At 45.1% G+C, this 25,306-nt stretch carries 26 protein-coding genes, 1 tRNA gene and 1 pseudogene; 8 read left to right on the forward strand and 20 right to left on the reverse strand.

Annotated elements, in window-relative coordinates:
* On the forward strand, positions 1–193 hold a 193-nt coding region (locus EJL91_RS24800; protein ID WP_206429528.1), incomplete at its 5' end, for a hypothetical protein.
* A gap of 459 nt (positions 194–652) precedes the next feature.
* Here EJL91_RS24800 and EJL91_RS19580 read toward each other — a convergent pair.
* The 18 genes from EJL91_RS19580 to EJL91_RS24675 form a co-directional block, all read right to left on the reverse strand.
* Positions 653–1,675: a tyrosine-type recombinase/integrase gene (locus tag EJL91_RS19580; RefSeq protein ID WP_125143669.1), complete on the reverse strand. Its 1,023-nt coding sequence runs from the start codon at positions 1,673–1,675 to the stop codon at positions 653–655.
* 690 nt (positions 1,676–2,365) lie between these two features.
* Positions 2,366–2,929, reverse strand: coding sequence for a hypothetical protein (locus EJL91_RS19585; RefSeq protein WP_125143670.1), 564 nt, complete (start codon positions 2,927–2,929; stop codon positions 2,366–2,368).
* Positions 2,930–2,939: 10 nt separating this feature from the next.
* Positions 2,940–3,635, reverse strand: coding sequence for a putative phage tail protein (locus tag EJL91_RS19590; RefSeq protein ID WP_125143671.1), 696 nt, complete (start codon positions 3,633–3,635; stop codon positions 2,940–2,942).
* A 2-nt stretch (positions 3,636–3,637) separates the two neighbouring features.
* Positions 3,638–6,493 (reverse strand): pyocin knob domain-containing protein, encoded by a 2,856-nt coding sequence (locus EJL91_RS19595; protein ID WP_125143672.1) that lies wholly within the window; start codon positions 6,491–6,493, stop codon positions 3,638–3,640.
* Entirely contained in the window at positions 6,493–7,524 is a 1,032-nt protein-coding gene (locus tag EJL91_RS19600; protein ID WP_125143673.1) for a baseplate J/gp47 family protein, read from the reverse strand. The genes EJL91_RS19595 and EJL91_RS19600 overlap by 1 nt, the downstream gene beginning before the upstream one ends.
* Positions 7,524–7,919 (reverse strand): DUF2634 domain-containing protein, encoded by a 396-nt coding sequence (locus EJL91_RS19605; protein WP_125143674.1) that lies wholly within the window; start codon positions 7,917–7,919, stop codon positions 7,524–7,526. The genes EJL91_RS19600 and EJL91_RS19605 overlap by 1 nt, the downstream gene beginning before the upstream one ends.
* Positions 7,920–7,935: 16 nt before the next feature.
* Positions 7,936–8,250 (reverse strand): DUF2577 domain-containing protein, encoded by a 315-nt coding sequence (locus EJL91_RS19610; RefSeq protein ID WP_125143675.1) that lies wholly within the window; start codon positions 8,248–8,250, stop codon positions 7,936–7,938.
* Positions 8,243–9,202: an XkdQ/YqbQ family protein gene (locus EJL91_RS19615; RefSeq protein WP_125143676.1), complete on the reverse strand. Its 960-nt coding sequence runs from the start codon at positions 9,200–9,202 to the stop codon at positions 8,243–8,245. The genes EJL91_RS19610 and EJL91_RS19615 overlap by 8 nt, the downstream gene beginning before the upstream one ends.
* A 13-nt stretch (positions 9,203–9,215) precedes the next feature.
* Positions 9,216–9,872, reverse strand: a complete 657-nt coding sequence (locus EJL91_RS19620; RefSeq protein WP_125143677.1) for a LysM peptidoglycan-binding domain-containing protein — start codon at positions 9,870–9,872, stop codon at positions 9,216–9,218.
* A complete protein-coding gene (locus tag EJL91_RS19625) occupies positions 9,872–12,010 on the reverse strand; it encodes a phage tail tape measure protein (RefSeq protein ID WP_125143678.1) in 2,139 nt (712 codons plus the stop codon). Before EJL91_RS19625 ends, EJL91_RS19620 begins: the two co-directional genes overlap by 1 nt.
* A 418-nt stretch (positions 12,011–12,428) precedes the next feature.
* A complete protein-coding gene (locus EJL91_RS19635) occupies positions 12,429–12,857 on the reverse strand; it encodes a phage tail assembly chaperone (protein ID WP_125143679.1) in 429 nt (142 codons plus the stop codon).
* Positions 12,858–12,878: 21 nt separating this feature from the next.
* Positions 12,879–13,346 (reverse strand): phage tail tube protein, encoded by a 468-nt coding sequence (locus EJL91_RS19640; RefSeq protein WP_125143680.1) that lies wholly within the window; start codon positions 13,344–13,346, stop codon positions 12,879–12,881.
* A gap of 16 nt (positions 13,347–13,362) precedes the next feature.
* Positions 13,363–14,661, reverse strand: a complete 1,299-nt coding sequence (locus tag EJL91_RS19645) for a phage tail sheath family protein (protein WP_125143681.1) — start codon at positions 14,659–14,661, stop codon at positions 13,363–13,365.
* Positions 14,662–14,856 (reverse strand): hypothetical protein, encoded by a 195-nt coding sequence (locus tag EJL91_RS19650; protein ID WP_125143682.1) that lies wholly within the window; start codon positions 14,854–14,856, stop codon positions 14,662–14,664.
* Positions 14,853–15,272 (reverse strand): phage tail terminator family protein, encoded by a 420-nt coding sequence (locus EJL91_RS19655; protein WP_125143683.1) that lies wholly within the window; start codon positions 15,270–15,272, stop codon positions 14,853–14,855. Before EJL91_RS19655 ends, EJL91_RS19650 begins: the two co-directional genes overlap by 4 nt.
* 277 nt (positions 15,273–15,549) lie before the next feature.
* Positions 15,550–15,945 carry a hypothetical protein gene (locus EJL91_RS19660; protein ID WP_125143684.1) on the reverse strand — a complete coding sequence of 132 codons (396 nt, stop codon included), beginning with the start codon at positions 15,943–15,945 and terminating at the stop codon, positions 15,550–15,552.
* A gap of 308 nt (positions 15,946–16,253) precedes the next feature.
* Positions 16,254–16,460 carry a hypothetical protein gene (locus EJL91_RS19665; protein WP_125143685.1) on the reverse strand — a complete coding sequence of 69 codons (207 nt, stop codon included), beginning with the start codon at positions 16,458–16,460 and terminating at the stop codon, positions 16,254–16,256.
* Between the two features lie 14 nt (positions 16,461–16,474).
* Positions 16,475–16,636, reverse strand: a complete 162-nt coding sequence (locus EJL91_RS24675) for a hypothetical protein (protein WP_164516897.1) — start codon at positions 16,634–16,636, stop codon at positions 16,475–16,477.
* Between the two features lie 211 nt (positions 16,637–16,847).
* Between EJL91_RS24675 and EJL91_RS19670 the strand changes: the two genes are divergently transcribed.
* Genes EJL91_RS19670 through EJL91_RS19680 form a run of 3 tightly spaced genes read left to right on the forward strand, consistent with a single transcriptional unit; the run spans position 16,848 to position 17,968 of the window.
* Positions 16,848–17,234: a helix-turn-helix domain-containing protein gene (locus EJL91_RS19670; protein WP_125143686.1), complete on the forward strand. Its 387-nt coding sequence runs from the start codon at positions 16,848–16,850 to the stop codon at positions 17,232–17,234.
* Complete coding sequence (locus EJL91_RS19675) at positions 17,206–17,631, forward strand: hypothetical protein (protein ID WP_164516898.1); 426 nt, start codon at positions 17,206–17,208, stop codon at positions 17,629–17,631. The genes EJL91_RS19670 and EJL91_RS19675 overlap by 29 nt, the downstream gene beginning before the upstream one ends.
* A 43-nt stretch (positions 17,632–17,674) precedes the next feature.
* Positions 17,675–17,968, forward strand: a complete 294-nt coding sequence (locus EJL91_RS19680) for a DUF4352 domain-containing protein (protein ID WP_125143688.1) — start codon at positions 17,675–17,677, stop codon at positions 17,966–17,968.
* A gap of 201 nt (positions 17,969–18,169) precedes the next feature.
* Here the strand turns inward: EJL91_RS19680 and EJL91_RS19685 are convergent.
* Positions 18,170–18,243, reverse strand: a tRNA-Arg gene (locus tag EJL91_RS19685).
* Between the two features lie 263 nt (positions 18,244–18,506).
* Positions 18,507–21,239: a PAS domain-containing hybrid sensor histidine kinase/response regulator gene (locus EJL91_RS19690; protein ID WP_243125490.1), complete on the reverse strand. Its 2,733-nt coding sequence runs from the start codon at positions 21,237–21,239 to the stop codon at positions 18,507–18,509.
* Positions 21,240–21,595: 356 nt separating this feature from the next.
* Here EJL91_RS19690 and tnpA point away from each other — a divergent pair, with 356 nt between their 5' ends.
* The 4 genes and pseudogenes from tnpA (at position 21,596) to EJL91_RS19710 (ending at position 25,305) form a co-directional block, all read left to right on the forward strand.
* Positions 21,596–21,967, forward strand: a complete 372-nt coding sequence (gene tnpA, locus EJL91_RS19695; protein ID WP_125143689.1) for an IS66 family insertion sequence element accessory protein TnpA — start codon at positions 21,596–21,598, stop codon at positions 21,965–21,967.
* A 49-nt stretch (positions 21,968–22,016) separates the two neighbouring features.
* Positions 22,017–22,631 (forward strand): annotated as a pseudogene (gene tnpC / locus EJL91_RS19700) (IS66 family transposase); the annotation flags it as partial.
* A gap of 760 nt (positions 22,632–23,391) precedes the next feature.
* On the forward strand, positions 23,392–23,718 hold the full coding sequence (locus tag EJL91_RS25425) for a DUF5720 family protein (protein WP_479723359.1): 327 nt from the start codon (positions 23,392–23,394) through the stop codon (positions 23,716–23,718).
* 153 nt (positions 23,719–23,871) lie between these two features.
* Complete coding sequence (locus EJL91_RS19710; RefSeq protein WP_125143691.1) at positions 23,872–25,305, forward strand: ATP-binding protein; 1,434 nt, start codon at positions 23,872–23,874, stop codon at positions 25,303–25,305.
* The last annotated feature ends 1 nt before the right edge of the window (position 25,306 follow it).

Raw genomic sequence — 25,306 nt, forward strand, 5'->3', positions numbered from 1 at the left:
AAATGGCGATAAGCTGGCCGGAACCATAACCGGAGGAATAAAATTCACAGTCGAACGTCTTGAAGAACGTTTCGTTATCACTGTGTCAGATGCGTCATCGAAAGGATATAGACTTGACGCAACAGCTACCAGTTTAAAGTTTGACAGAGTAAACTCAACGAACATAACAAATATCTGGACTGTGACCCCATAAAATGGCGACTGGATTGACCTTGAACCTTATCTTGTTAATGGCTGGGAAGTTAACTTTAAATCCCGAGCTAAAAAGATAGGTAATTGTCACCTAATTGTTCTTAATGTCAGAAATGGCGTGGCGACCGCTGGCACAAAAATTTTAGACAACCTTCCTTTTTCGGCTTATGGAAATTGCGTCAATTGTTTTTATGCAGCACAAAACAATGGGGAAAGCATTCAGGCTGTTGGAAATAACATTATTCTTGCCAATGACGCTCCTAGTGCTTCGATCTTTGCAAGCTTTTTTGCATATTGATAGATTTCAAAATCACAATTTAATTGTCAAAACCTTACGTATTTTTGCCCTTTTTCAGTCCCTCTCTTTTTTACCCTTATATTTTTATGTCACCCAGTCTATTTTTTTGTACAAAAAATAAGCCACCCTCACGGCCGACTAAAAAACATTTTCCATCACCGCCTAAGCAGCATATTTCCGATAAGATTCCCGGACATTGTCCTGCTTAATATTGCAGTAAATCAACGTTGTCTCTATTTTGGTATGCCCCATTAAAACCATGACCTCTTCAATCCGCATTCCCCGATTTAAAAGGTCTGTGGCAAACGTCCGTCGGAACCGGTGTGGATGCACATTCCCGACACCAGCCCTTTTTCCCAAAGTTTTGACCAGGTACTGCACACCGGCTACCGTTATGCCTGTAAAAGGTTTTTTCACTGCGGCAAATAACGGTCTTTCTGCCAATTCTTCTGCTGTCAGCCCCTCTCTTTGCATGCGATCTTTAAAATATCGGAAGAGGTGAAAACACGCCACATCCGACACATACAAATGTCTTTCTTTTCTTCCCTTACCCATGACCTTAAATTCCTGTTTGTATAAATCAATATCCCCCACCTTCAAGCTGCACAGTTCACTCACCCTGACACCTGTTGCATACAAAAACTCTATCAATGCCCTATCCCGACTACGGGTACAGGACAGCCTCAATGACTCTATCTCCTTTGCTGAAAAGGCTTGTTTTATAGTGCTTTCAATGCGTAATGACTCTATTCTTGCGATTGGATTCTCGGCCACCATGTTTTCTTTTTGCAAAAATGTCCAGAAACTGTTAAGATACCTCATCCTCCCCTGCAGTGTCACCATACTGATGTTATTATGTTCCCGCAACATACCAAAGTACCACCGTAAATCCATCGTTGTAATGTCTTCGATGTTTTTATTCAAGGCGTTTCGGCAGTTGCTTATTTCCCTTACGTACTGGGCCAGCGTATTATTCTGTCGGCCAGATACTTTTTTACTGGCAACAAACAGCCTGATTTTAGCAGTATCGCTATCTGTGCCGGTCGCCTGCAGCTCATTTTTTTCTTCCACAATTTTTTTATCATGGAACTGGATGTAGAGCACATTTTGCAGCTTGTCCAGTTGTTCCTCATCCAGACAATTACTCATTGCCTGGACAACATTCATCAACATTTCTTCTAACACTTAAAAACCTCCTTCCTGGTATTTCTACAATACCAAAAAAGAGGTCATTTCACCCTACTTTTCGTAAGATTTACTTCATTAAATTGTGATTTTGGGGCCTAACCCTGCCCTGAATAGTAGCCTTTTACTGTGCCAAAAAGGCCAAGCAATAACGGAACGACTGAAGGTTGGATGACACACAATATGCACTTACGGTGCCGTTCGTATTTATGACTAACTGATTGACACTACCAGTAATTGGACAGTGTGCCCTGATCGTACTTCTGGGACGAAATCCAGCCGGTAGATTGCCCAATGTAAGTTCTGTATTCAGTGCAGTGGGGGTTATATCTGTGGAATAAATAAGATACACAACGCTACCTTCTTTACAAAAGAGCATATCAGCCGACAGCATACTGTTACTGATTTTCGCTGAACTTTCGCCATTTTGTAGTGCTATAGTTTTGTCACTGCAGTGTCCCAGCTGGTGTTTTTAAAAAGGCAATACGTCTCTTTTATCGAGTACGCAAACATCATAACAGCGGCCGAGTCTTCAGCCCTTTTTAGTACAAGGCCAACCGTATAAGGGGATCCCATACCAGATATGACGCTTGTATCAGCACCTGTTAAAAAGCATGTCACCCCTAGCCGGCAAGAGTCTGCAAAAACTTTGATATCTGTGGCTTTGGCGGGATGCTTTAGATCGCCATTTTATGGGGTCACAGTCCAGATATTTGTTATGTTCGTTGAGTTTACTCTGTCAAACTTTAAACTGGTAGCTGTTGCGTCAAGTCTATATCCTTTCGATGACGCATCTGACACAGTGATAACGAAACGTTCTTCAAGACGTTCGACTGTGAATTTTATTCCTCCGGTTATGGTTCCGGCCAGCTTATCGCCATTTAACTGAGTATACAAATCCATCAAAACCTTCCCCTGCGCCGCGCTCAACGGCAGATTTGCATTGTTCGTAGTACAGTTATTTACCAACATTCCGACGGTTAAAAGCCCAGTTTTCAAATTTTTAAAATCTTCCGCGAACTTCTTCATCTTACCGAGGAATGCTTTTGGCGTATCTCCGGCGGATGGGACGGGGAATTCTGTTGTGATATTGTCTGCTGTTGCAATTTTTGTATTTGAGATATCACCGCCCGATACCGCCACTCTTTTCTTCAGTTCTGTATCCAGGCTGTCTGCATTATCATTAAAGTCCTGAATATTTACCGGATCGGAACCTTCCGGTTTTTTCAAATTATAATTTGTTGTATACTGCATAAATTACCTCCTATTTAATTTCTTCCCATGTTTTCCAGTAAATCATATCCCAGGTATAAAGCCCCAGGCTCTTCCAATCATCGTTCTCATACTCCACTTCGCGCATAATCCTGATTTCATCCCAGGTTTTCGTCAGCAGTTCATTCCAGGTGAAGATTTTTAAACTGTTCCATGTCGTATAGGTGTATTCAAACCTGTATTCCAGGTGTGCAGGCTTAATATCTTCCAGCATGGCGACAAACGCCTGCATATTCCTGGGTATTCCTTTAATGCCTATAAAGCGGACAATAAAACGGTGGTTCTCATTCTCCTCCACCACATCGACTTCGCCCCCGCTGAATGACTCTGCGGTGTTTTTGAGCATCTGTTTTGTTGTCGTTCCCTGTCCCCTTATTTTAGCCAGGACAATTTCACGCCGCTGTTCATAAGATAACTTTAAATTAGTCGTAATTCCCAGCAGTTCCTCCCACCTCGTAATTCCCCAGGAAGAAGTAGAAACAAAGCACTGAGCCAGCAGGTCGTACAGATAGTACCGAAGCAGCCCTATCTCCCTGCCTTGGGTCTGGTATATTTCTTTCATTTCTCTTATTGAGGAAATAAAGGGCGGAACATAAAGCGACAAGTCTGTAAAATATTCCTCCTGTATTTCCGGCTCTAATTCTTCCAGGGCATACTTTAACTTACCGTATTTTTCAACTCCATACATAGTTACACCCCCTTAAGCTGGTTCCAGGTGTAAGCGCCATGCATCTGTGCCCAGGAAAACGGTCCCATCGGCATGTAGGCGCCGTCATGATTGTGGCTCTTCGGAGCCGCGTCTGTAATTCCGTATCCGGCCAGCGTTGTGGGATTCATTCCGGCCGTCACATGTCCCTGGGCGTTTACGGTTACGCTCCGGTAGGTTCCGGCGGCAGCTCCGCTGTTTGGATGCGCGTATACGGTGTCGGTAAACTTGGCTCCCGACGGCACTGATGCGGCAATCGTATATGCGGATGACTTGATTCCTCCGGCTGTCCCGTCTGAAACAAGAACGCGTCCAGAAACTGGCGCCGCATTAAAACGACCGACCGGCAGCCAGGCAGACCAGATTCCGTTTGAACAGTAGCGTTCATAAACAGCTTTTGCCGAGGCTGAAAAAAATGTCTGCTTTGTAACATAATCCGTTTCGGATGCCCATCTGAGGCTCTCCGCCTTTAGTAAAAACGGCTGTCCGGCGACAGGGATGTTCGTAATATTGGCCGCTCCGCCGCTCGTTTTCTCGGAGTAGAACTGTATTTGAGGACTTCCTGACGATAAGTTATAGCTGTTTACATCCACCGTCTGTCCCGTAATATTTGTCGCCTCCAGACTCGTGTGGCTGTGGGCTGCCGGAGTAAATGCACCGGGTTTTCCCGATATTTCCGTCCATCCGTAAGACGGCTTAGACGCTGCTTTCGCCCAGGCCGGAACATCGGACGCGGGCATGGAGGATGGAAAGTCTGTAATTTGATTTTTAGGATGGGTATGTGAGGAAGCGGCTGCCCCTACCTGCGACGCCGTTACGCCGTGCGGATTGCTTTTGTTTCCGCTATGGGTAAACGCGGTATTCCAGTTATCGAAAAGCGCCTGCGTAACCTTATCCAGTACCGTTTTATTCGCATGCGTATGGTTCTTGCTGGTGTCGATATCCGCCGATGTTAAAAAGCCTGAATCATTCGTAAACTGGGACAGTTTTGTCGGCATGTCCGTCACCTGGCTCTTCGTATGAGTATGTGAAGAAGGAGGGTAGCTGCCCGGCTTTCCGGTAATTTCGCTCCAGCCGTATGCAGGCTTTAACGCCGCTTTCGCCCATGCAGGCACATCCGACGCAGGCATGGATACCGGTTTGTTCTTAATATAGGCATCCGAAGACGTATCGGTTGTATTCCAGTCTGCCTGTACGTTTACATCGGCTCCCGGGGCAATTCCCGCCAGTTTATCCAGCATGGCCTGTGTTAACTTATCTATCACTCCCTTGTTGCCGTGAGTATGTTTCTTATTATCCGCATCATTCCATATGGTCCGCTCTGCAGCTGTAACGTGGGAAACAGAATCCGCTTTATGAGTAATTAGATCAGAAACGGCCTTTGAAATTTTCCCTAACATTGCGGTTAACTTCTCCCCGCTCGTAATATTTTCCAGCGCAGTTCCCTGTGTAAAAGTCGGCGTCTGATCATTTGTCGCAACGTTCGGCACATTTCCAAGACCTGCCTGCGCCTTCGTTACACCGTGCGGATTGCTTTTACTACCGGTATGGGTAAATGCGGCATTCCAGTTGTCTGTCAGTGTCTGGGTGACCTTATCGAGCACTGCCTTATTCGCATGTTCATGGCGCTTACCGTAGGCATCCGTCCAATTGGCCATCAGGGAATCCGTCAGGCTGTCCAGGGCGGATTGATTCGTGTGGACATGCCGTTTACCATAAGCCTCATCATAGGCGGATTTATCTTCCCTGCTCAACAGACCGTCCACATTCTGCGTTGCCTTTGGAATTGCATTTGCCGATATTGCGATCCATTCAGTTCCGCTCCAGCGGTATGTATAGTCGGTATCCTTTACATTGACCGTCCATCCGTCTTCCGGCGCAGGATATACGGCTTTCAGAGCCGCATAAGTATCAACCGCCTCTTTCCAGTCAATCGCAGTTTCCAGAGCTGCAAACTTATTGTCTACCTCGTTACGGGTATATTTGTCGTTCCAGTTCGGCTCTTTGGATGAGATGGCATCCCTGATTGCAGCTTCCGCAGCTCCTGCCCGCGATATCTCATTCTGAATCCCGGTCTGCAGTTTTGCTTCCTCCCCCGATGCCCGCAAAATCTCCGCTTCCAGATCATCGGCCAGCTTTTTCTCCGCCGATTCAGAGCGTTTTAATTCTGCTGCCAGATTAGCCGCATTGTCTGACTCTGCCGCCTCGGCCCTGGCAGTTTCTTCTGCAAGCCCGGTTCTTAATACCTGTTCTGCGTTTTCTGCCCTCTCTGTCTCTGCAAGAAGTTTCTTTTTTAAATCCTCTTCCTCACCACCGGCCCGCTTTATTTCCGTATCCAGGCCGTCTCTAAGTTCCCGTTCCGCCAGCCGTGCACGGCCGCTTTCTTCTAACAGCCGCCCGGCTGTCTCTGCTTCGGAATCCTTAGCCCGTTCTGCCTCAGCGTCAAGCTCCTCTTTCAACTTTTCCTCAGCCCTGCCCGCCCGTTCCGTCTCCGAATTAACCGCGGTCTGTGTTTTTGACACGGCTCCCTGCAGCCGGTTTATATCTTCTGCTTCCACCGTGTCTCCGTCAGTCTCATAACTGATATACACCTCCGGCACATCGGCAAAAACCTTAATGACTCTCTTCCAGGGAGTCAGACTGGGAGTTGATACCGAATAGGTCTGGATTCTGTCTCCGGTTAGCCGGGGGCCTGTAAAGACGGCCAGCGTCGCCGGATTTATGTTGTCATGTTTCAGCTCTCCGTTATAAACGCCTTCACATAACAGCGCCTTCTCTTCGATTACATAATTATTCCCATCGATTTTATTGAGTTTCTCTTCAAATCGGCTGACCTCCACTACATCACCTCCAGACTTATGGTTCCTGCTATTGCGATTTCTTCCTTCTGAAGCAATACGTTCCCTGCCTCACCATTAAGCATTAAATCTGAAAAGTCCTCCACGCCCTCAACATCCAGCAGTAAACTGCCCACCTTTGCCAGGCTCACATAAGAAATTTCTAATGCATTCCTCCCCAGATATTCTCTCAGTCTCCTGCTTAAATCATCCTGGACCGAACCCAGGTACAGGCCGTTCTTCAGGCGAATTCCCGCCGTCACATGTATTTCTTTTTCCGATGCCGAAGCCACGGTAACCGTGGCGCCAATCGGCCTAAGTTCCTCAATATGTTCCTTTACAGAGTTTATAAGCGCCGGGGCAGCTCCCTTTCGCTCCTCATTAGCAATCACGACCTTTACGGTTCCCGGTCCGTCTGAGAGGGGAAAAATCTTTGCGGCCCCCACTCCGCTGCACTCCATAGCCCAGTTGTAATAGTCATACCTGTTACCGCTGGCGGACGGTTTACGGACCGCCGCCAGATACCTGCTTCTGAAATCCTCCGTATCCTCCTCATCCGTTCCCGGAATAAGAAGTTCCGTAAGCTGCGCCCGTTCCAGTCCTGCGACATAATTGATCGGAATCATGGCGCCGGTGCTGTCATTGCCTGCTGCCCCGGCGCTCTCGCATACAAGACGGTATCCCCCGTCGTCCATTTTCTCGATTACCCGGAAATTCATTTTTCCGCGGCTGAACCGCTCTCCTGTTTCCACTTCGATTCCATCCGGAGAAAATACGCCCCGCCACTCGGCCGCCTGGGCTTTGTTCGGAATCATGCCGTATTCCGCGGCACGCTTTACAAGAAATTCCCGGTCGGCCGTGTCTCCAAACGCTTCCCGCAGCACATTATCCAGGCTGATGTAAAGAATCTGCATCTCCGCTGCGGACGGCGCCAGCGCATCATACAAGATCGAACCTTCGCGTTTATCAAAGGACTCAGGTATCCTGTCCAGCATGCGTTTCAATATTTTTTCATAAGTTGTGTCCTCAAACATCAAACTTTCACCTCCTTTGCCGCCGCAACATCACCATACTTTGTGTGTACCTGGAAAGTGGCCGACAATTTCCGGCCGCTGGTTTCAAAGGAAAAAGCATCCACACCCCGGATTCTGTCATCCTGCATTAATGCCTCCCTGATTCTCTTTTTCAATTTTGACTTAACGAGTTCCATCGGCTTGCCAAATAGTCCCTTCAGCTCAATCCCGTAATTCCAACTGTAAATCAGATAGTCAAAACGCTCTGTATTTAAAATACAGAAAATTGCCTGCCTAACGGCCTCCAGCCCATCCGCATATCCCATAATCTTCTCCGCCTGAAACCGGTATGTTTTAGACGGCTGTTCCACTATTATAAAATCCTGTTTCAATATACTTCCCGAATCCGGCAGCATAACCTCCTCCTTTCCGTCATCGGCGCGCCAGAATCAGATATTGCTGGCCGCCCCTTTTCTGAAGCATAAAAACCACGTCTCCCGTCTTCAAAGCGCCTTTAACCGTCACCGTCACACTTCCAACTCCGGGAATGTCCATCTCTACCGTATGATCGGTCAAATATTGCGGCAGAAGAAGCTGAGGTCCCGACAAAGTTATCTTCTGATTGAGCCGGACCGCCGGCGGAGCAGCGGAAACCACCTCGCCCTGGAGGATATCACAGGGTTCTCCGGCATCCACCGCCTTCATCATAATCTGCCTCATGTTATCAATCCATACCGTATCAGCCATTAAAAGCAGCTCCTTTCAGTGTTAAATCCATCGAATGAAATCCCTGGCTGAATTTGTGTTTCACGGACTCCACCAACATATAATTCTGGAGGTTCTGATCCCCCACTCTTAAAAATGTAGGAACCAGACAGCCGGCCCGCACACTGAGATCTCCGAACGCATCCCTGATTGAGAGGCTTCTGGACGGCCGGTTATACAGAGAAAGGGAAACTTCCGCCTTCTGCCGCCCATTTACCTTTTCCCCGAAAGATTCATATTTCCGCAGAATCCCCCATTTTTTAATATTTTCTATGTCCTGGACCATATGGACTTCCCGTTCTTTTGTTTCATCGTCTTCCCTGTATAGTTCGATCTGGTTGTAGGTACTGCTGTCAATACCGGATTTATAATCAAAATCCTGAGCTGTTTTCTCACAAATCATCAGGTTCAGCTTCATATTGTCAATGCATTTCAAAGTCAGCTTTCCTACGTCATCATACAGGATAAACATTTTTCCTGTTCCCAGCATGGTCAGATCCAGTGCGTTTAAAATGATGTCAAAAAGCGTTTTATTTTTTTCCGTTCGTGATTCTATCCTGTATCCGGTGTCCTGAAGCTCTCCGGTCTGCAGATAATAGTCGCCTGCGATCTGTGCTATCAGCTCTCCTGCCGTCAGATTCGTGTAGCTGTAGTCATCTGAATTTTTCAGATATCTAAGCTGATCATAGGCAGTGATTTTGACCTCCCTCTCCCTGCTCCCGGAGCGCTCAAATAAAAAACCGAAGAACACCGGTTTACCGTCCACATCCATCCGTATGGCATTTCCTTCCTCTATCTTTAATTTATCGTCCGCAATCACCGTGAAGGAAAGCTTTCCCGGCTGTCCTTTCCGCTCAGTTTCCCAGGTTATGTCACCTTCCACCACAGGAGCATATACGGTCTGGCCGTTCTGAATATAGATTGCTGTTTCCATCTGTCCCCTCCTTCTATGGCAGTGTCAGCACCTGACCGGGATAAATTAAATCCGGATTGCTGATTTTGTCCGTATTCAGATTATAGATTTCAGACCAGCGGTTTCCATCACCCAACGTCTTTTTTGCAATTTTCCAAAGACTGTCTCCGCTTTGGACCGTATAAGTCTTCGGCGTCTCCGGTGCTGCCCGGTCCTCCTCCGTCTCTGTGGCCTGCGGCGTCTGTTCCGGCATGATTGTGAAGTTCACGATTTTGGTTCCGTAGTGTTGATATTCTTTCAGCGTCAGCGAAACCAGCAGATCCACGCCCTCCTTCGCATCGTCCGAAATCTTGTAGTCCTCAAGCGTCACATCCATGTTCGTGTCAAAGAAGTTCTGCCTGCCCGGCCCCTCCCGGATGACTATAAATTCGAATTCCGACCGGGTTTCTTTAAGCTCCCTCAGGTGTTCAATAAACTCTTCTGCATCTCCTGCTCCGTCCCAGACAGCAAACGGATAATCAGACTGGGGAATGACCGCATCCAATGAAATCTCACAAAGCCCCGGCGGACGGATTATATTAAATTCTTCGCCATTTATAAGTTCTACCGTCTTATTCTGATTTCCGTACTTCATCTGAATCTTCTGCGGTGTGATAGGGAGCCTCATATCGTCTAAATATACTTCATACATTAAATGTGATCTCCTTCCGCGTATGATGACAGAAAACTACCGGTAAGGGTTTCCATATAAAATGCCAGATCACCAAAGTCTGCCTTCTTGGTCAGCGTATTGTTATTATTAATATCCAGCTTTAGCTCTGCCAGTGTAAAACGGTTGATGATCTCCTGTTCGGCGGCATCCCGCATATATTTCAGGTCTTCATCCATTACATCCACCGTATTAGCCATCGCAGCGGTGCTGGCGGCGGTATTCCCTGTATTATTGGAAATATCACTCATATCCGAATTATAATGATTCCCGGCGTCACCTCCAAAAGGCGGCTGGACACCGGGATCAAATGCGGAATCGAAACTGCTGTCTGACAGGCCCATACCAGGTAAATTAAACTGCGCTCCCTTATCATATGCAGCATTGGAAACTTCCCCATAATCAAGGAAATTCTTCTTTTCTACAATCTCTTTCCATTCAGATTCACTTTTTACGTCTTTTGCCGCTGATTCAATCTGGCTTTTAAAATTATCCAGTCCAGCGGCAATATCTATTTCAATCCCGGGAATATGATTAATAACATCTTCTATCGCATGTGCCATGTTTGCTACATATCCGATTACAGTTAAAGCCAGATCATAAAACAAAAGTTTTATAGACGCAATCGGCTCATTCCATACGTTATAGAAAAAATTGATAAATGCTGCAATATTATTCCAAAGAGGCACAATAAATGTATTATAAATAAGAGCTCCCAACATTCCGAATACCGCGGCGATAAGTCCCGCCGCACTGACAGATGCTCCGGTAAAGTGATTAAATGCCGCCACCCCCGCAAATAATATTGCAACCAATGCAATAATCCCTATAATAATCCACGTTATTGGACTGGCAAGCAGAGCGGAATTAAAAGTTGCTACCGCCGCACCGGCTGCTGTCGTACTGCCTGTCAACACGCCAAATCCAATTGATAGAAATGTCTGTGCCGCTTTATACGCCGTCATGATAGCGGCTCCCGCCATCTGTGCCAGTTTCACGCCTTCTGTGACCAGCAAATATACTCCCAGTGCCGCCACAATTCCCCATATAATCGGTTCAAATACGGTCCAGTAGCTCTGGAAGAACTCAACCACAGTCCCCAATCCATCGGCCAGCAGACTTATTACCGCAATAATGACACTAATCCCTCCGGCAAGCCCCATGAACAGGCTCTGTGCCTGGGGCAGATGAGATCTAAGTACATCAAAAAATCCCTGCACCGCCGGAAATACCTGGGCGCCCACCATTTCTTTTATCTCTCCCCATGCGTTTTTCATTTGCTGAATCTGTCCCTGAGGTGTTCCGGCCATGACGGCATTCATGTTTCCTATATTATCCGTAATAATCTGTGCCAGCGTGGCGGCACGCTCCTGCTCATTGCCACACTGTAACATCTGAGCCTGGGCCTCTGAAAATCCGATCCCCATTTCGGTTAAGACACTCGTCTGCCCCTGCATGGCCTGCCCCATTTTGCTTCCGACATTAATCATGTCATTACTGCTGACGCCGACTCCGTTTTGACTTACCGCAAGGTTATTCATCGCGGGTAGCAAAGTGCCCAGAGCATCCGCGGACCCCAGGTATGTAGCTAACTGCTGTGCACCGGAAAGCTGTACTTCATCTCCGATTACGCCAAGCTGCTGCTGTGCGGAGGCCATATTTTTTATTGACTGGATATCCTCCGGCGACGCTCCCATACGCTGCTGCATTACTGTTCCAAGTTTTGTTTCCGCCTGCTGCTGGACGCTCTGCAGGGATAATGCGTCGCTAACAAAATCAACGCCCATCTTAACCGCCTTCTTGCCGTCAAAATTTTTCATTATATCCTTGAACTTTGATCCAAGGGAAACCGCTTCACTCTTCCCCTGGCTGATTTTATCGTCAAAGGTTTCCATCTGTTTTGAAGCGGTATCGATTGACTGGCCGATCCTTTTTACTTCTGTTCCCGTGCTGACAAGTTCCGCCTTTCCCGCCTGGATAGCCGTAATATTCAAACCGTCGGATGAAACAATCTGCAATGCTTTGAACGAGCTGATCACTGCGCGCATATCCCCGGTGATTGTATTGAAGGTCGCAGGCATCCCCGCATACTGTTGTATTGCTGCTTCAACTGTTGCCAATTTCCTCTTCCTCCTTTCCTGTAAATTTTTTATGTTACTTATCAGATGGAACGTCCCTGAGAAGAGACGTCCCGATTATATTTCCTGTATTACTGCTTTTTATTACCGGACTCATGGGTATCAATCGTTCAAATGTATTTAAACGAAAGTTGGCAGAAGCATCAGCAGATCTTATGATTGCTCCTTCTAAACAGGACAATCATCCCGGGGGCTGTCCAACTTATTAAAACAATAATCTATCTCCTCCTCATAGCGTTCGCCTTCTTTGCTTCCTTTTTATCATTTTGAAGCTTCAGCTCAACGGCAGCTATTACAAAGGCCTTTTCATACCGTTCTAATTCCAGAAACTCATGAGGCCATTTGTGCAGTTTATGGAGACAATAATAGGCGATATTGGCCTCGGTATCGTCTCCCTCTATCAGTTTTTTGCTTCTTCAACAATGTCGTCCATCGGCACATCAAATCCGTTTACCTGCTGGATCTTCTCCAGATAGCCGGCATATTCTCCCGCCGTAAGCATCGTTTTTAGCAGGGCGTCCGCCCCCATAGCATGATAAGAATCCTGCAGTTCTTTATCATTCAGATTCGGAAAAACCGTAGAACGGGACGCAAGTTTTCCGAGATAAAGATTATAGTCTGTTTCCTGTGTATACTGCCCTCTTTTTCCCGGAACCGGAACCCGCTTTGTGCATTCTTTTCTGAGCAGCTCATCCTCGGAGGATGAAATCGGACAAATCTCCCATTCAACCGGTTTCTTATCCGCCCCAATAAATCTTTTTGATACCACAAACTTTTTATTTTCCACTGGCACTGCATTCTGTGACAGAAAACAACTTAAACTACTCATAAATCCTGATCCTCTCTTTCTCTAAATCATTCCCTCAAGGCTGCCGAATGTCTCCGGCATTTCCCAGCTTTCAAAGGTAAAGTCAAATTCGTCCTCCAGATACTCCGCATCCGCATCAAATTTGGCAATCGTTCCTCCGTCCAGGTTGCAGTCTTTCAGAATCACAGTCTGCCTTCCGACATTGGAAGCCGGATCCTCATTGGTGACCTGGATATCAAAATAGATGTCTTTGCCGCTCTTCTGGAAATCATACAGAATTTTCCGGAAGATACTGGTGTTAAAATGGAAGGTGGCCGAACCGGTGCCTTTGAGTCCTACCGTCTTGTTTCCTTTCATTGACCTGCCCAGAATCGGCACCTCTGTCTTTGTCTTCTCAATTTTGGCCTCCAGATTGATAGCCTGCATAAAGTTGTAACGGTTTCCTTCGATCGTAACAAAACACTCCGCCTTGGATGCACTGACCGCATCCCACGCATTCATAGTCTGCATAAAATTTGCTCCCTTCTTAATCAATTATCACAGTCATGTACAACTGGCTCATACAGTTAATCGGAGTAACCGGATTAGTCACGATGACAGCACGTTTGCTGTCCCCTTTTGCCACCGTAATCTGCTCTGCATTAATCTCTTCAATCGCCCTGATTTTCGCCAGTTTCTGATTATATGTCACAATATCATTCCAGAGGCTGATACGCCCTGCATCATCATTCGGAATCGTTCCCAGATATTTAGTATTGAACATGGATGCAATATCATTTCCTATCTGGTCCAGCACCCTGATTGTCTGGTTGCTGGCAAATTCCTCATTCTTGTCGGCAGTGACCGAGGTCAGCGTATTGATATCCATCAGAACGCGCACCTGGTCTCCTGCCTTATGGAACATGAATTTTCCGGATTTGATTCCGTCCGCAAGCTGTGTCTGTGTATATGACGTATTAACCGTATATTCTCCGTTATACACCCTGTTTTCATTGGTCTTATTCACCGCGCATGCGGCCTCTGCTCCTGCCGTCCAGTAGACAAGTCCCTGATCCAGCTCTTTTGCCGTGTTTTCAACAGAAATGACGCCTTCGTAGTCCGCATCACTTTTCTGGAAAACAACCGTCTGGAATTTTACTCCTGCATTCTCGCGCATTCGCTTTGTAAATGCTATATAGAGATTTTTCGTGGGCTCGTCGGTCACGGGGCAGCATAAAATATGCACTGTGTACGGTTCGATCGCCGCCAGGTAGGCTGAATGATCGGAGCCCGTCGGAACCTCTCCATTTGTCCCTCCTGTAAGGGGAGTTCCGGCCGTCGCTGCAAGAGTTGCATCCTGTTTAAAATCAACATAGTCATTCCCCGCAAGATCGGCTGCCTTTGTTACCGTCTGACGATCCACTTCGCTTCCATCAAGCATGGTCGTTACATCGTACTTCTGTTCATCCTCCACATTAACGGCGATTACAATCCTTACATCATTGCCTCTTACCCCGCCATATTTGGCAGTCGCAAAGTCATTGGCCGCTTTAACGCCGCTGTTCAGACGATAGAAGATCCCTTTTGTCGCGTTGGCAAACAGTTCCCGCAGATTGAGCATCTGAGGTGCATCATAAGAATAACCGAATAACTTCTGCCCATTCGTCTGAAACTCTCCGTTCGTTACCTCAAATACCGTTTTTTCCGGACCCCAGTCAAGAATCATGGGTACGGTCACAATACCTCTCTCCGATAAGACTGCATTAGCCCGGGCCGCGCTTATAAAATTAATATAAGCTCCCGGAAGTGTCTGGTTCTGGGATGTAAAACTTCCGCCTCCTAACATTTAATTCACCTTTCCTTTCATATAATCATCAATTGTTTCATCTGTTTCCCGGAAACTGTACTTTTTTCCGTCTTCCAGAAGAGCCTCCAGCAAATCACCCTTTCCTTTATATCTGGATGATGCTAAAAGCTGTTTTTTTGTAAATACCGCCTGCTCAGATTCCACGGCAGTCTCCTTACCCTTACCTGTTCTCACACAATTCCTCCTTTCATCTCCAACTCCTCCATCGGTGTTTCTGCTTTTTCCTTCACAATGAATTGATCATAGTTGACATAGAAGGTTAAAATTCCCTCCTCTGCTCCGCTTTTCCGATTCGTCCCGGACAACTGCCGCCCATTTTCCAAAGCAACACTCTCCATGCCTTCCATTAAAATATCCAATACCTGATTTTCTTCCCTACTGGACTTTTCAATCGAAAAATACTGAATTGCGATTCCTGTCCTGCGGAAATATCGCCGGCCTATCATCGGCCGTTCCGATGTTTCCGAAATCCGTACAAAAAAACAGGGCTTCTGAAACTCCTGTCCTGCTTTATCTGTGTAAATTGTATAATTTTCCCCGAACAGTTCATTCAGCCGCCCGGTAACCGCATTCAAAATCTCATTGAGCATGATTCACCTCCTTTAGCCAAGCCTGAATTTTACAATACCGAACTTACCATCTGTCCATACCTGCATCTCCCCCCTCTCCACCGTGCCTGTCCCTAAAAGAGCTCCAGCCACACACTCCGCTCACAGAACCGCCGTGAAGCTGAAACGGCCGCCGGATTATTTCACTCCGGCAGCCGCTTCAAAAAAGGGAGGATACATATACAACAGGCAGATTTCCTGTCCGCTTATTGCATGATACTATATTATCATGGAAGTACCCCCTCTCAGTTATCCGCTTTTATCTTTTTTGTGCCAGCAGATAAAAGAAATACCTGCGTGACTCATAGAACTGTTTTCTTGCCTTCGGCACATCCAGGCATTCATAAGGAATGCCGTCCGTTATATTTTTCATCAGCCATTTATAGATGCTTCTGTCCGCCTCCATAGCTGTCTGTTCAATTAGTTCCAAATCGCTTTGCAGCATCGTTCTTCGGATTGCAATCCGCTCCGTCGGGTTTCCCGGCGAATTACCTTTCGGCATTCCGTCATAGACAACCGCCCTGAGTCCAAAGCCGTTATGTAGCTCCCTGCGTTTTTCATCGTACTGCATGCAAAAATACTTTAACTCATTATACTTAGCCTGAGATATATTGTAGTCACTCAGTTTCAGGTTCCTTTTGCATATTCTGTCCAATCGCTTCGCCTCCCTTAAACTTATCTCCGTCCATAATTTTGTCCCGTCTCTTCAAAACGGCACACAACCTGTGCAAAAACAGGCTCCGTAAATTTTCCGTTGCCGGCCGGTAAAATATTCAATTGTCAATGTACCATTATTTCCGTAAGAATTTTTTTATCCTTTTTAGAAATCCTTTATCTCCCGGTCAAACTTTCATCACAAATAACCTGTATAGTAATATCTAACAGGACAGCAACCTGTAACATAAGCTTTTTCATACTCAAGCCGGCGGGAGAAATCCTGGCCGGCTCCCCCCTTTTTCATCCTCAGGCAGTGCCGCGTCCCAGAACCTGCACTTCTTCCCTTTGAGAAAAAACGAAATCATATGCTTTTCCCATCCGGCTTCCCTTTACATAAATGGAAGCTCCTTTATTTTCCATGGCAATAACATTACAGGTGAGCCAGTTCCCATAATCGGCATACTCAAAACGGATTACATCTCCGCCTTTTAATTCCGAAGCTTTCTTCACCATAATTCCGCCTCCTGTCACATACCTCCCGCTGCCCGAAGCAAAACGCCTGCAGCGATGATCCACGCGTACGCAGTCCAGACCATCATGGATTTCATCCGTTCAACCTGTCTTCCCATCTGACGGTTCCTTCGGCTTAAACGAATTACCTCCGTTCCTGCATAACAATGTCTGCCCATCTTTTCCACCTCCTGCATTCTATAAACTACGCAAAATATTGATTATTTGATTGACTTTTTACGTTAAATATTCTAAAATCAATTATATAAATACAAATAAATCTACAATATGATAACGATATCCGCAAAATCTTGCGTAACTCATACTTTAATTATACTCAAGATTTTACGTATGTCAAGTCTTAATTGCGCAAAATATTGAGGTGTAGATATGGGACTTTATGAACAGATAAGAGATATTGCAAAGGAGAAGGGTTATTCGATTAACAGACTGGAAAAGGAATTAGGCTTTGCCAGAAGTTCAATTAATAAGTTCAATAAAAATAAACCAAGCACAGATAAAATCCGTCAGATCGCGGATTTGCTTGGTGTTTCGGTTGACCACCTGTTAAACGGAACGGATGATGAGCAGAAGGCCGGCTATTATCTGAACGAGGAGACAGCAAAAGCGGCACAGGAAATTTTTGAGAACAGGGAACTAAAGATGCTGTTTGACGCTGCAAGAGATGCAGATCCCGAAGATTTAATGGCTTTACACAGTATGGCCCTTGCACTGAAAAGAAAGGAACGTGGAAACGACGATGACACAGGATGTTAATGTAGTATTACTTGATTTCCACCATAAACGCGGCAAGGAGATGGTCGTGGAAAATGAAGATGGAAGTTACACTATATTAATCAATTCCAGGCTGGCCTACAGCGGACAGCTGGCCGCCTACAAACACGCGATGAAACACATTGAAAACAACGATTTTCAGGGAGAAAACGTCCAGTCAATCGAGTCAGCCGCGCATGAACTTATCATCCCGGAAGATGCGGAACGAATTCCATCGGCCAAATACCTGCAGCGCATCAAGGCCATCCAGGCAAGACGCCGTAAAATCCAGCGCCAGTTGAAAGAACTCCAAAATGATATGGATTATTTGCGGGATATGGGAGCTGTTGATGATTTTGCTCGGGCGGAACAGCAGTGGCTGTATGGAAATGACTTATAATTAAATTGCCTATGGCTTTTTAATACATATCGGAAACCAATTTATGGCTATCGATATTACGGCAACTAACAATGGAAAAAACGCTGCAACCTTTTTACCCAGCTTTAATATGGGGGATGATATCTCTGTTAAATTATTAAATCAGGGAGAATACGAGTTCACTGCATCAAATCTGCTTGGATACTGCAAAAGCCTTTATGACACAAGCGTTAACCCCTTATCAACAAAAAGCGGCATGATTGCATTCGAAGTCCCTGACTCTGTAGCATCTGCGGACGAGGAACTTGTATTAGTAATTTCAGCCGGCAAAGATGCTTTACAAATTAAGGTTCGATAAGCGGTCATTACATAACCGTCAATGAGCACATAGCACTACCGCTTGGAAGTGACGATACTGCTTCCGCCATTCTGGCTCTCCCTTTTGACAGGCAGAAAATTGTCAAAAGGGGATGTCAGTTAAATGTTAATCAATAGCCAAAAAAGGCATCCCATATGGGATGCCTTTTTTGTAACCCTTGTCTCACAAAGGTTTCTTAGACGTGCGTGAGAAGATTCGAACTCCCGACACCTTGGTCCGTAGCCAAGTGCTCTATCCAGCTGAGCTACACACACTTATTGAAGAACATTGTCCTTAACAACGTTAATCATTATATAATAATTTTCCAGGATTGTCAACTATCTATTTCATTTTTTATCTTTATTTTTTTGTTTCCTTCCTCCCCTTCTCCCATCCGTATTATCTTAAGTTTATTTTCCTCTTCTCATTCTGCCCCTGTCACCACTCCCGGGGGACAGGTTTTTTTCCTCCGCCCCGCCTTTCATAAAGTCCATTAAAATACTGCCGCTTTTTATTCCATCTAATTATATATGAGCTTCTATAAAAAGTTCTCAAGACAGCGATATAGAATCCCAGCATCAATCGGCTTTGTCAAATAGTCGTTAAAACCGGCCTTCAGAGCTTCCTCCCGTTCATCGTTGAAGGCGTTTGCGGTCATTGCGATAATCGGCACTCCTGCAGCATCCTGGTGTCCCAAACCCCTGATTTTCTTTGCAGCCTCGATTCCGTTCATAAAAGGCATCCTGATATCCATCAAAATGGCATCATACCAGCCCGGAGCAGAATTTTCAAAAATGGCAACCGCCTCTTCGCCATTGACAGCGCACTCTGTCGTTATTCCTTTCTGCTCCAGCAGCATTTCTGCAATTTCTCTGTTAATCTCGTTATCTTCAACAAGAAGAATACGCGCGCTGCGAAACCTGTTTTCGCATTCACTTCTGCTTTCTTTCCGCTCTTTCCCCCGTCTTTCTTCCATCCCCGGGGCTTTATCCGATCTTTTCATGGGGATAACAACCGTAAAGGTCGTACCTTTACCAAGTTCACTTTCCACACTGACCGTACCGCTCAAAAGTTCAACCAGTCTCCTGCTGATCGAAAGACCCAGGCCCGTTCCTTCGAATATCCGGCTCCCTCCGGAATCTTCCTGTTCAAACGGCTCAAACATCCGTTCCATAAATTCGGCCGTCATCCCGGCTCCTGTATCTGATATAATAAAACGAATAAGCTGGATGTCTTCTTTTTCCGCTTCCGCCGTGACTGAAAAAGTAATCGTTCCCTTTTCCGGTGTATACTTTAAGGCGTTACTCAAAAGATTCATGAGAATCTGATTCAGTCTCAGACTGTCACACAAATAATATGTCCCAACTTCAGGCGCAATCTCTACCGAAAATTTCTGGCTGCGCTCCTCCGCCTGGACTTCGCTGAGAGCCACAACGCTGCGTATCACCTCTTTCAGATTCATTTCCCTAATTGTGACTCCCATCTTCCCGCTCTCAATTTTCGACATATCCAGAATATCGTTAATCAGGGAAAGTAAAAAGGTCGCCGACATATCAATCTTTTCCAGGCAGTCGAGCAGCTTCTCTTTATTCTTCGGCTTTTCTTCTCCCTCCGGCCGGTCAGCATCCAGCGGATTTTCGGCCTTAAGCGCCGTCGGTCCCTGCAGAATGTACTTGGCTATCGATGACATTCCGATAATAACATTCATTGGGGTCCTTATGTCATGACTCATTCGTGAAAGAAAGTCCGTCTTGGCCTCATTCGCCTTCTCTGCCATGGCAAGGGCGCTCTGAAGCTCTGCCTGCTTTCTTTCCTCTTCCTTCTTCACATCATCGACATCTCTCAGATAATACATAACCCTGATGCAGTTCGTCGTCATTTCGAGAAGCTGGATGTGCATGGAATACCAACGGTAAGTTCCCGCGGCGGTCATGCGCCGGTATCTGGTTGTCACCTCTGTTTTTCCGCTCTCAAATTCTTTTTTCAGATTTTCCGGCTGCAGGATCCTTATGAATTCTTCCCTCTCTCCAGGATGGATCACCGCCCCGGCCGCCCAGTCAATCTGCTCTGTAATAGACGGGACAAAACGCAGATGCTGTTCTGCCGTGTCTCCCTTCCACTGTTTCAGATAATCGGAATACAACTCTCCTTCATAAATCTCATTGTAGGAATCATTTACCGCACGCACAAAGCGCTGATTGGCATGTTTCTCTTCTATCCTGGCTCTTGTCAGCTCATCCGTATCACGGTATGTCAACATCATCTTATCCGGAAGTCCGTCCCCATCCTTCAGAAAGGTACCTATCAGTTCACAGTAGCGGTATTCTCCCATACTGTCTTTTCTCCGGACTTCCACCACAATCTGCTCTTTTCCGCTTCCCATATTTTTTCTGATGTTATCGAGAGTAAAGGAATCAAAAAAACGTTTCCTGTCATGGGGGTGGATTAAAGTTTCTCCATACAGACGGTTGAACTGGCTGAACGTTTTCTCCTGAAACATAGTTTTCAACTGACCGTCACTTTTATATACCAGATACCTGCCCGAATTAAGATCCAGCATAAGAAATTCGCCGAACAAATTCATAATACAGGAAAGCAAGTCATTTTTTTCCCGTTCCAGCTGCTTTTTCTCTTCAATATTAGCAATTAAAGCAAGCATGATGATATCATCTTTATCGCCTTCCGCCATCTTTAAAGTAGTTGCATACCAATGATATCTTCCATCGGTCCCAAGTCTCCGGCATTCCATGTATCCCGTTGTTTTTCCCTGTTTAAAGCGCTCCATCATATTGTCGGGCGAGAATGTCCTTTGAAACTCGTCCCGGTCGTCAGGATGGACCTTTGATAAAATATCTTCAAAATTGACATTATCCTCATTTCTGCCCAGGTCCACCCGCCCGTTCCCCTGTCGGAATATAAGTTTGCCTCTGGTTATGTTAAAATAAATCACCTCATCATAAACCTGTGTGACCGCCTCATCCATTGTTATGTTTATGATTTTCTCTTTTATTCCACTTTCTGCGATCCGGTGGCTTTCCTCCTCGGCAAATCCGTGAGGCCTTATTGTAACGACATAGGAGGCAATTCCTTCCTCCCCCCATTCTATCGCAGATGCGTGAAACTCCACAGCCGATCCAAAAGGATTGTCCAGACTGATTTCAGAATATGAGTTTCTGTTTTCTATCCTACTAAGGGGAAATTTCTTGCCTGACACCATCCAGACTTCATCACAAATCTGCCCTTCCCGGATTTCAGGAACTGCTTTTTTCATAGTCTCATTATAATATAAAATCCTGTGATCATCCCGCCGTATTACAAGAACAGCAGTATCTCCCAGGTTATCTAAAATATTTTTATATATTGAATCAGACCTCATCCGTCCACCTCACAATTTAGAGAAAACAATCATCATCAGAAATTTATGATTTTATTATACACTAAACTTTAAAGAAGTAAACTTACCTTTCTGAAAAACAGCAAATCTCACAGTTTACCGATTTTTATAAGTATCTAAACAAAGTAAGCGTCAAATAACATAGTGTATTTCTTTTCCTGCCATAATCCGTGATAATTACTCTTAGAGTTTTTAGAGTCTGCTCTTAAAAATCTAAAACACGGAGGTATATCATGGAAGAACTATCAGCAAAGACACAAATCAATATCCAGAAATGGCTGGAAGTCATTCACCGATGCCGCGACAGTGGGCTTTCTAACCAGCAGTGGTGTGAAGAGAATGGCATTTCTTTGAAAAGCTACTATTACTGGCTCGCAAAGATCAGAAAGTTGGCGATTGAGAACCTTCCGCATAAGCGAAATGCAGGATCTGTTTCCACGGAAGCACCGGAGACTGCAGTGTTTGCATCGATTCCGGTTATTAGCCATTGCTCTTCCAATCCCGCATCTGTTATCATCCGTTCCGGCAGTGCAGTGATTGAGATCGCTGTGAATACGCCAGACTCCCTGATTCAGTCCGTCATTCTGGCTGCATCCAGATGTTAGGGGATCTTTCACGGGCAGAAACGATTTATCTTGCCTGTGGTTATACCGATATGAAAAAGTATCTGGGATTACAAGATGTTTCTGTTGGACACACCTTCGCAGATACTTTGTGGATGCCCTTCCAAAAGAAACGCAAAGCCGGGAAACAACCATTCCGGCACAGGCCATCAGCTACATCAATCAGCTGTTTGAGATTGAGAAAAAACTGGAAGTCCTGTCTCCCCAAGGCAGGAAGGAACAGCGTCTGATACAAGAAATGCCTGTATTAGATGCCTTTTGGTCGTGGGCTGAAGATGCATCTGCCGGAATCCTTCCAAAATCCAAACTTGGAGAGGCATTTACCTATGCCTTCAACCAGAGAAAGGGGTTGATGAATTATCTGCTGGACGGGAACTGCGCTGTCTCAAACAATCTTGCCGAGAACTGCATCCGTCCCTTTACGATAGGACGTAAGAACTGGCTGTTTTCTGGAAGCCCCAAAGGAGCAGAGGCCAGTGCAGGTATCTATACGCTGGCGGAAACGGCAAAAGTCAATGGCCTAAACCCCAGAAAATACATTCAGTATATTTTGAGTGATATCCCCGGAACAGCATTCCAGCAGTATCCGGAATTTCTGGAAGACTATATGCCATGGGAACCTGTCATACAGAAAATATGTAGATAACCGCCAACCTTGAGAAGAGCAGAAGGCTGGCGATTTTTCTATACATTCTGTTATTTGACGGTTACTTTATCGCAATAAAAAAACCAGAAATCTCATTATAAGATTTCTGGTTTTTTGTTTCCCAAATGCCGCAGACCGGAATCGAACCGGTACGAAGTTTAACCCTCGCAGGATTTTAAGTCCCTTACAATAGGTAGAACCTGTTGGAATACAATAGAACCCATTGGAACTTAGAACCCTTAAAAAAGCCCATAAAATCAAGCATTTCCCGCATTTTTGCTCTGCTTTTCTAGTGTTTATCAGTATACCTCAAAAACTCCGGTTTGGCAACCGGAAAATGACGTCGGAGGGATGTTGGTGGCATTTTGGAGGGATGTTGGCAGAAGCGCCGGAGTGACGATACAGAGAAAACAAGACAATCATTGCAGCAGCCAGCACTTACCATTGACAGATTTTTATATGGCCGGCTTCACGCAATTCATATAAAACTGAATCACGGAAACAGATAGGTGTTCCTCACGGACGCCTATTTTTTTATGCCCAAAATCAAAAAGGAGGTCATCACATGAATCTGACTGATAACGAAAAAAGGGTGCTCTATCAATTCAACGGCTACAACAAGGCCGACACCCTGGATGAAATCCGCATGGCTGCCCCTTACATGAAAAGCCGGACATTGGCGGACTCGGCATACAGCCTTATGGGGAAGCTGAAAGAACTGCCGGAGAGGGAATGTATGGAGATGGTCCAGGGCATACGCATGAATTACCATCTGCCATATGAGCCTAAGACCGTCGGCGAGCTTCTGGCGGAGGCCAGGCAGAAATCCGGCGCCGTCAAACTGGCAGGCCATGACATTATGGCACTGGAGCGTTTTGCCCCCGATACCCGCCACATGATTGTCTTTGACGTGCTCTCCCGCGATTCCCCCGTGGGCACAAAAGGGGAACGGACGCGCCTGTTCCTTACGGACCAGGGCTACCAGAAATCCCTGGAGAACCAGGAACGGGGTTTTATCAGGATAAAGAATCATGCAAAGGTACTTTCCGGCCACCTCCATTACGACAACAAGGACCGTGACCTATAAAACATTTTATAAAGAATATTATTCTTTGTTTTTTTGTAATTTCTTTTCCAAAATATAACTATTAACTTGAAGCTATCAAAACTAAGACGTATAATGTATTTAATATGTTTAAAAGCATAATACTATATTATGTTTTAGGAAAGTAGGTGTGCTATGAGTAAAACCGTTCAAGGAGCGCCCACAAAGGAATTTTTCGTTGGAATGCTCACACGAGATATTGAATTAAGCGACGCAATATTAGATTTATTAGATAACTGCCTCGATGGAGTAGTACGACAAAAAGGTGCGCTCGACAAACGAACATCGCCAGATTATTATAATGGCTACTACTCACAAATCACAATTACAAATAATTCTTTTATTATTGAAGATAATTGTGGTGGCATTCCTCGTGAAATAGCTGAAAAATATGCATTTCGCATGGGACGTTCACCTGAAAAATTTGGGGATGAACTTCCTACTGTTGGCATATATGGCATAGGAATGAAAAGGGCCATCTTCAAAATCGGAAGATCAGCTTTGGTAAGTACCAGAAATAATGGGGAACTCTATCAAGTAATAATACCTCTTAACTGGGCTGCTTCAGATGATGACTGGAATTTTTCTGTTAATGAACCTATATTCCCGGAACTGTTAACTAGCGGAGGAACTAAAATAAAAATAGACAATATCAATCCAGGAATAGCTGATATATGGAGTTCAAAAGATAAAATTGATGAATATACCGAACGACTAGTAAAATCCATTCAACAAAGTTATAGCTTCATTATTCAAAAAGGCTTTAAAATTTTAATTAATGATCATGAAGTAGAACCATTACCAATGCAATTACTTATGGATGAAGCAGCAGATGGAACGGGTGTTAAACCTTTCGTTTATAAGCAAACTTTTGATGATGTATCTGTTAGTTTGGTTATTGGTTTCTATGCTCCGCCACCTTCACCAGAAGATATAGATGACGAAAATAATCTCAAACGATCTTCTTCCGATGCCGGTTGGACAATCGTATGTAATGATCGTGTCGTACTATATAACGATAAAAGCCATTTGACTGGTTGGGGAGAAGCTGGTATTCCTCAATACCATACTCAGTTTATTGGTATTCGTGGTATAGTAATATTTGAAAGTAATAACCCTAAAAATTTACCGATGACAACTACGAAACGTGGTGTTGATACATCATCGAAAATCTATTCCGCTGTAAAAGACAGAATGAGACAAGGTCTTAAAATGTTTACTGATTACACCAACAAATGGAAAGGCCAGAATGAGGAAGAACGTAAATTTTCAACAAAAGCAAAAAGTGTTCCTGTTGAATCACTCATTGCTACTCCCATTCAATCTTCTGACGAAAGTCCAATAAAACTTCGTCAAAATCGTGGTGGGTTTGTATTTAATCCAGTATTGCCAAAACCTCACAATGATAAACCCTATAAAGTTATAAGGTACAGTAAGGATTCAGACGAAATTTTGGATTTAGTAGAATATTTCTACAATGACCGAAACCACTCTGTTACGCCCTCACAAATTGGAGAGAAATGTTTTGATATTATTTTAGAACAAGCAAAAAAAACAAAGGATGAATGAT

Origin of the sequence: Clostridium transplantifaecale (assembly GCF_900626075.1) — a bacterium.
Lineage (GTDB): Bacteria > Bacillota > Clostridia > Lachnospirales > Lachnospiraceae > Otoolea > Otoolea transplantifaecalis.

Bases quoted from the DNA above. Each gene is read 5' to 3' on its own strand.
- EJL91_RS19585 (WP_125143670.1), bottom strand. From the start codon at position 2,929: ATGCAGTATACAACAAATTATAATTTGAAAAAACCGGAAGGTTCCGAT.
- EJL91_RS19590 (WP_125143671.1), bottom strand. From the start codon at position 3,635: ATGTATGGAGTTGAAAAATACGGTAAGTTAAAGTATGCCCTGGAAGAA.
- EJL91_RS19600 (WP_125143673.1), bottom strand. From the start codon at position 7,524: ATGTTTGAGGACACAACTTATGAAAAAATATTGAAACGCATGCTGGAC.
- EJL91_RS19605 (WP_125143674.1), bottom strand. From the start codon at position 7,919: ATGCTGCCGGATTCGGGAAGTATATTGAAACAGGATTTTATAATAGTG.
- EJL91_RS19610 (WP_125143675.1), bottom strand. From the start codon at position 8,250: ATGGCTGATACGGTATGGATTGATAACATGAGGCAGATTATGATGAAG.
- EJL91_RS19615 (WP_125143676.1), bottom strand. From the start codon at position 9,202: ATGGAAACAGCAATCTATATTCAGAACGGCCAGACCGTATATGCTCCT.
- EJL91_RS19620 (WP_125143677.1), bottom strand. From the start codon at position 9,872: ATGTATGAAGTATATTTAGACGATATGAGGCTCCCTATCACACCGCAG.
- EJL91_RS19635 (WP_125143679.1), bottom strand. From the start codon at position 12,857: ATGAGTAGTTTAAGTTGTTTTCTGTCACAGAATGCAGTGCCAGTGGAA.
- EJL91_RS19640 (WP_125143680.1), bottom strand. From the start codon at position 13,346: ATGCAGACTATGAATGCGTGGGATGCGGTCAGTGCATCCAAGGCGGAG.
- EJL91_RS19645 (WP_125143681.1), bottom strand. From the start codon at position 14,661: ATGTTAGGAGGCGGAAGTTTTACATCCCAGAACCAGACACTTCCGGGA.
- EJL91_RS19655 (WP_125143683.1), bottom strand. From the start codon at position 15,272: ATGCTCAATGAGATTTTGAATGCGGTTACCGGGCGGCTGAATGAACTG.
- EJL91_RS19665 (WP_125143685.1), bottom strand. From the start codon at position 16,460: ATGGTGAAGAAAGCTTCGGAATTAAAAGGCGGAGATGTAATCCGTTTT.
- EJL91_RS24675 (WP_164516897.1), bottom strand. From the start codon at position 16,636: ATGGGCAGACATTGTTATGCAGGAACGGAGGTAATTCGTTTAAGCCGA.
- EJL91_RS19670 (WP_125143686.1), top strand. From the start codon at position 16,848: ATGGGACTTTATGAACAGATAAGAGATATTGCAAAGGAGAAGGGTTAT.
- EJL91_RS19680 (WP_125143688.1), top strand. From the start codon at position 17,675: ATGGCTATCGATATTACGGCAACTAACAATGGAAAAAACGCTGCAACC.
- EJL91_RS19690 (WP_243125490.1), bottom strand. From the start codon at position 21,239: ATGAAAAAAGCAGTTCCTGAAATCCGGGAAGGGCAGATTTGTGATGAA.
- tnpA (WP_125143689.1), top strand. From the start codon at position 21,596: ATGGAAGAACTATCAGCAAAGACACAAATCAATATCCAGAAATGGCTG.
- EJL91_RS25425 (WP_479723359.1), top strand. From the start codon at position 23,392: ATGAATTACCATCTGCCATATGAGCCTAAGACCGTCGGCGAGCTTCTG.
- EJL91_RS19710 (WP_125143691.1), top strand. From the start codon at position 23,872: ATGAGTAAAACCGTTCAAGGAGCGCCCACAAAGGAATTTTTCGTTGGA.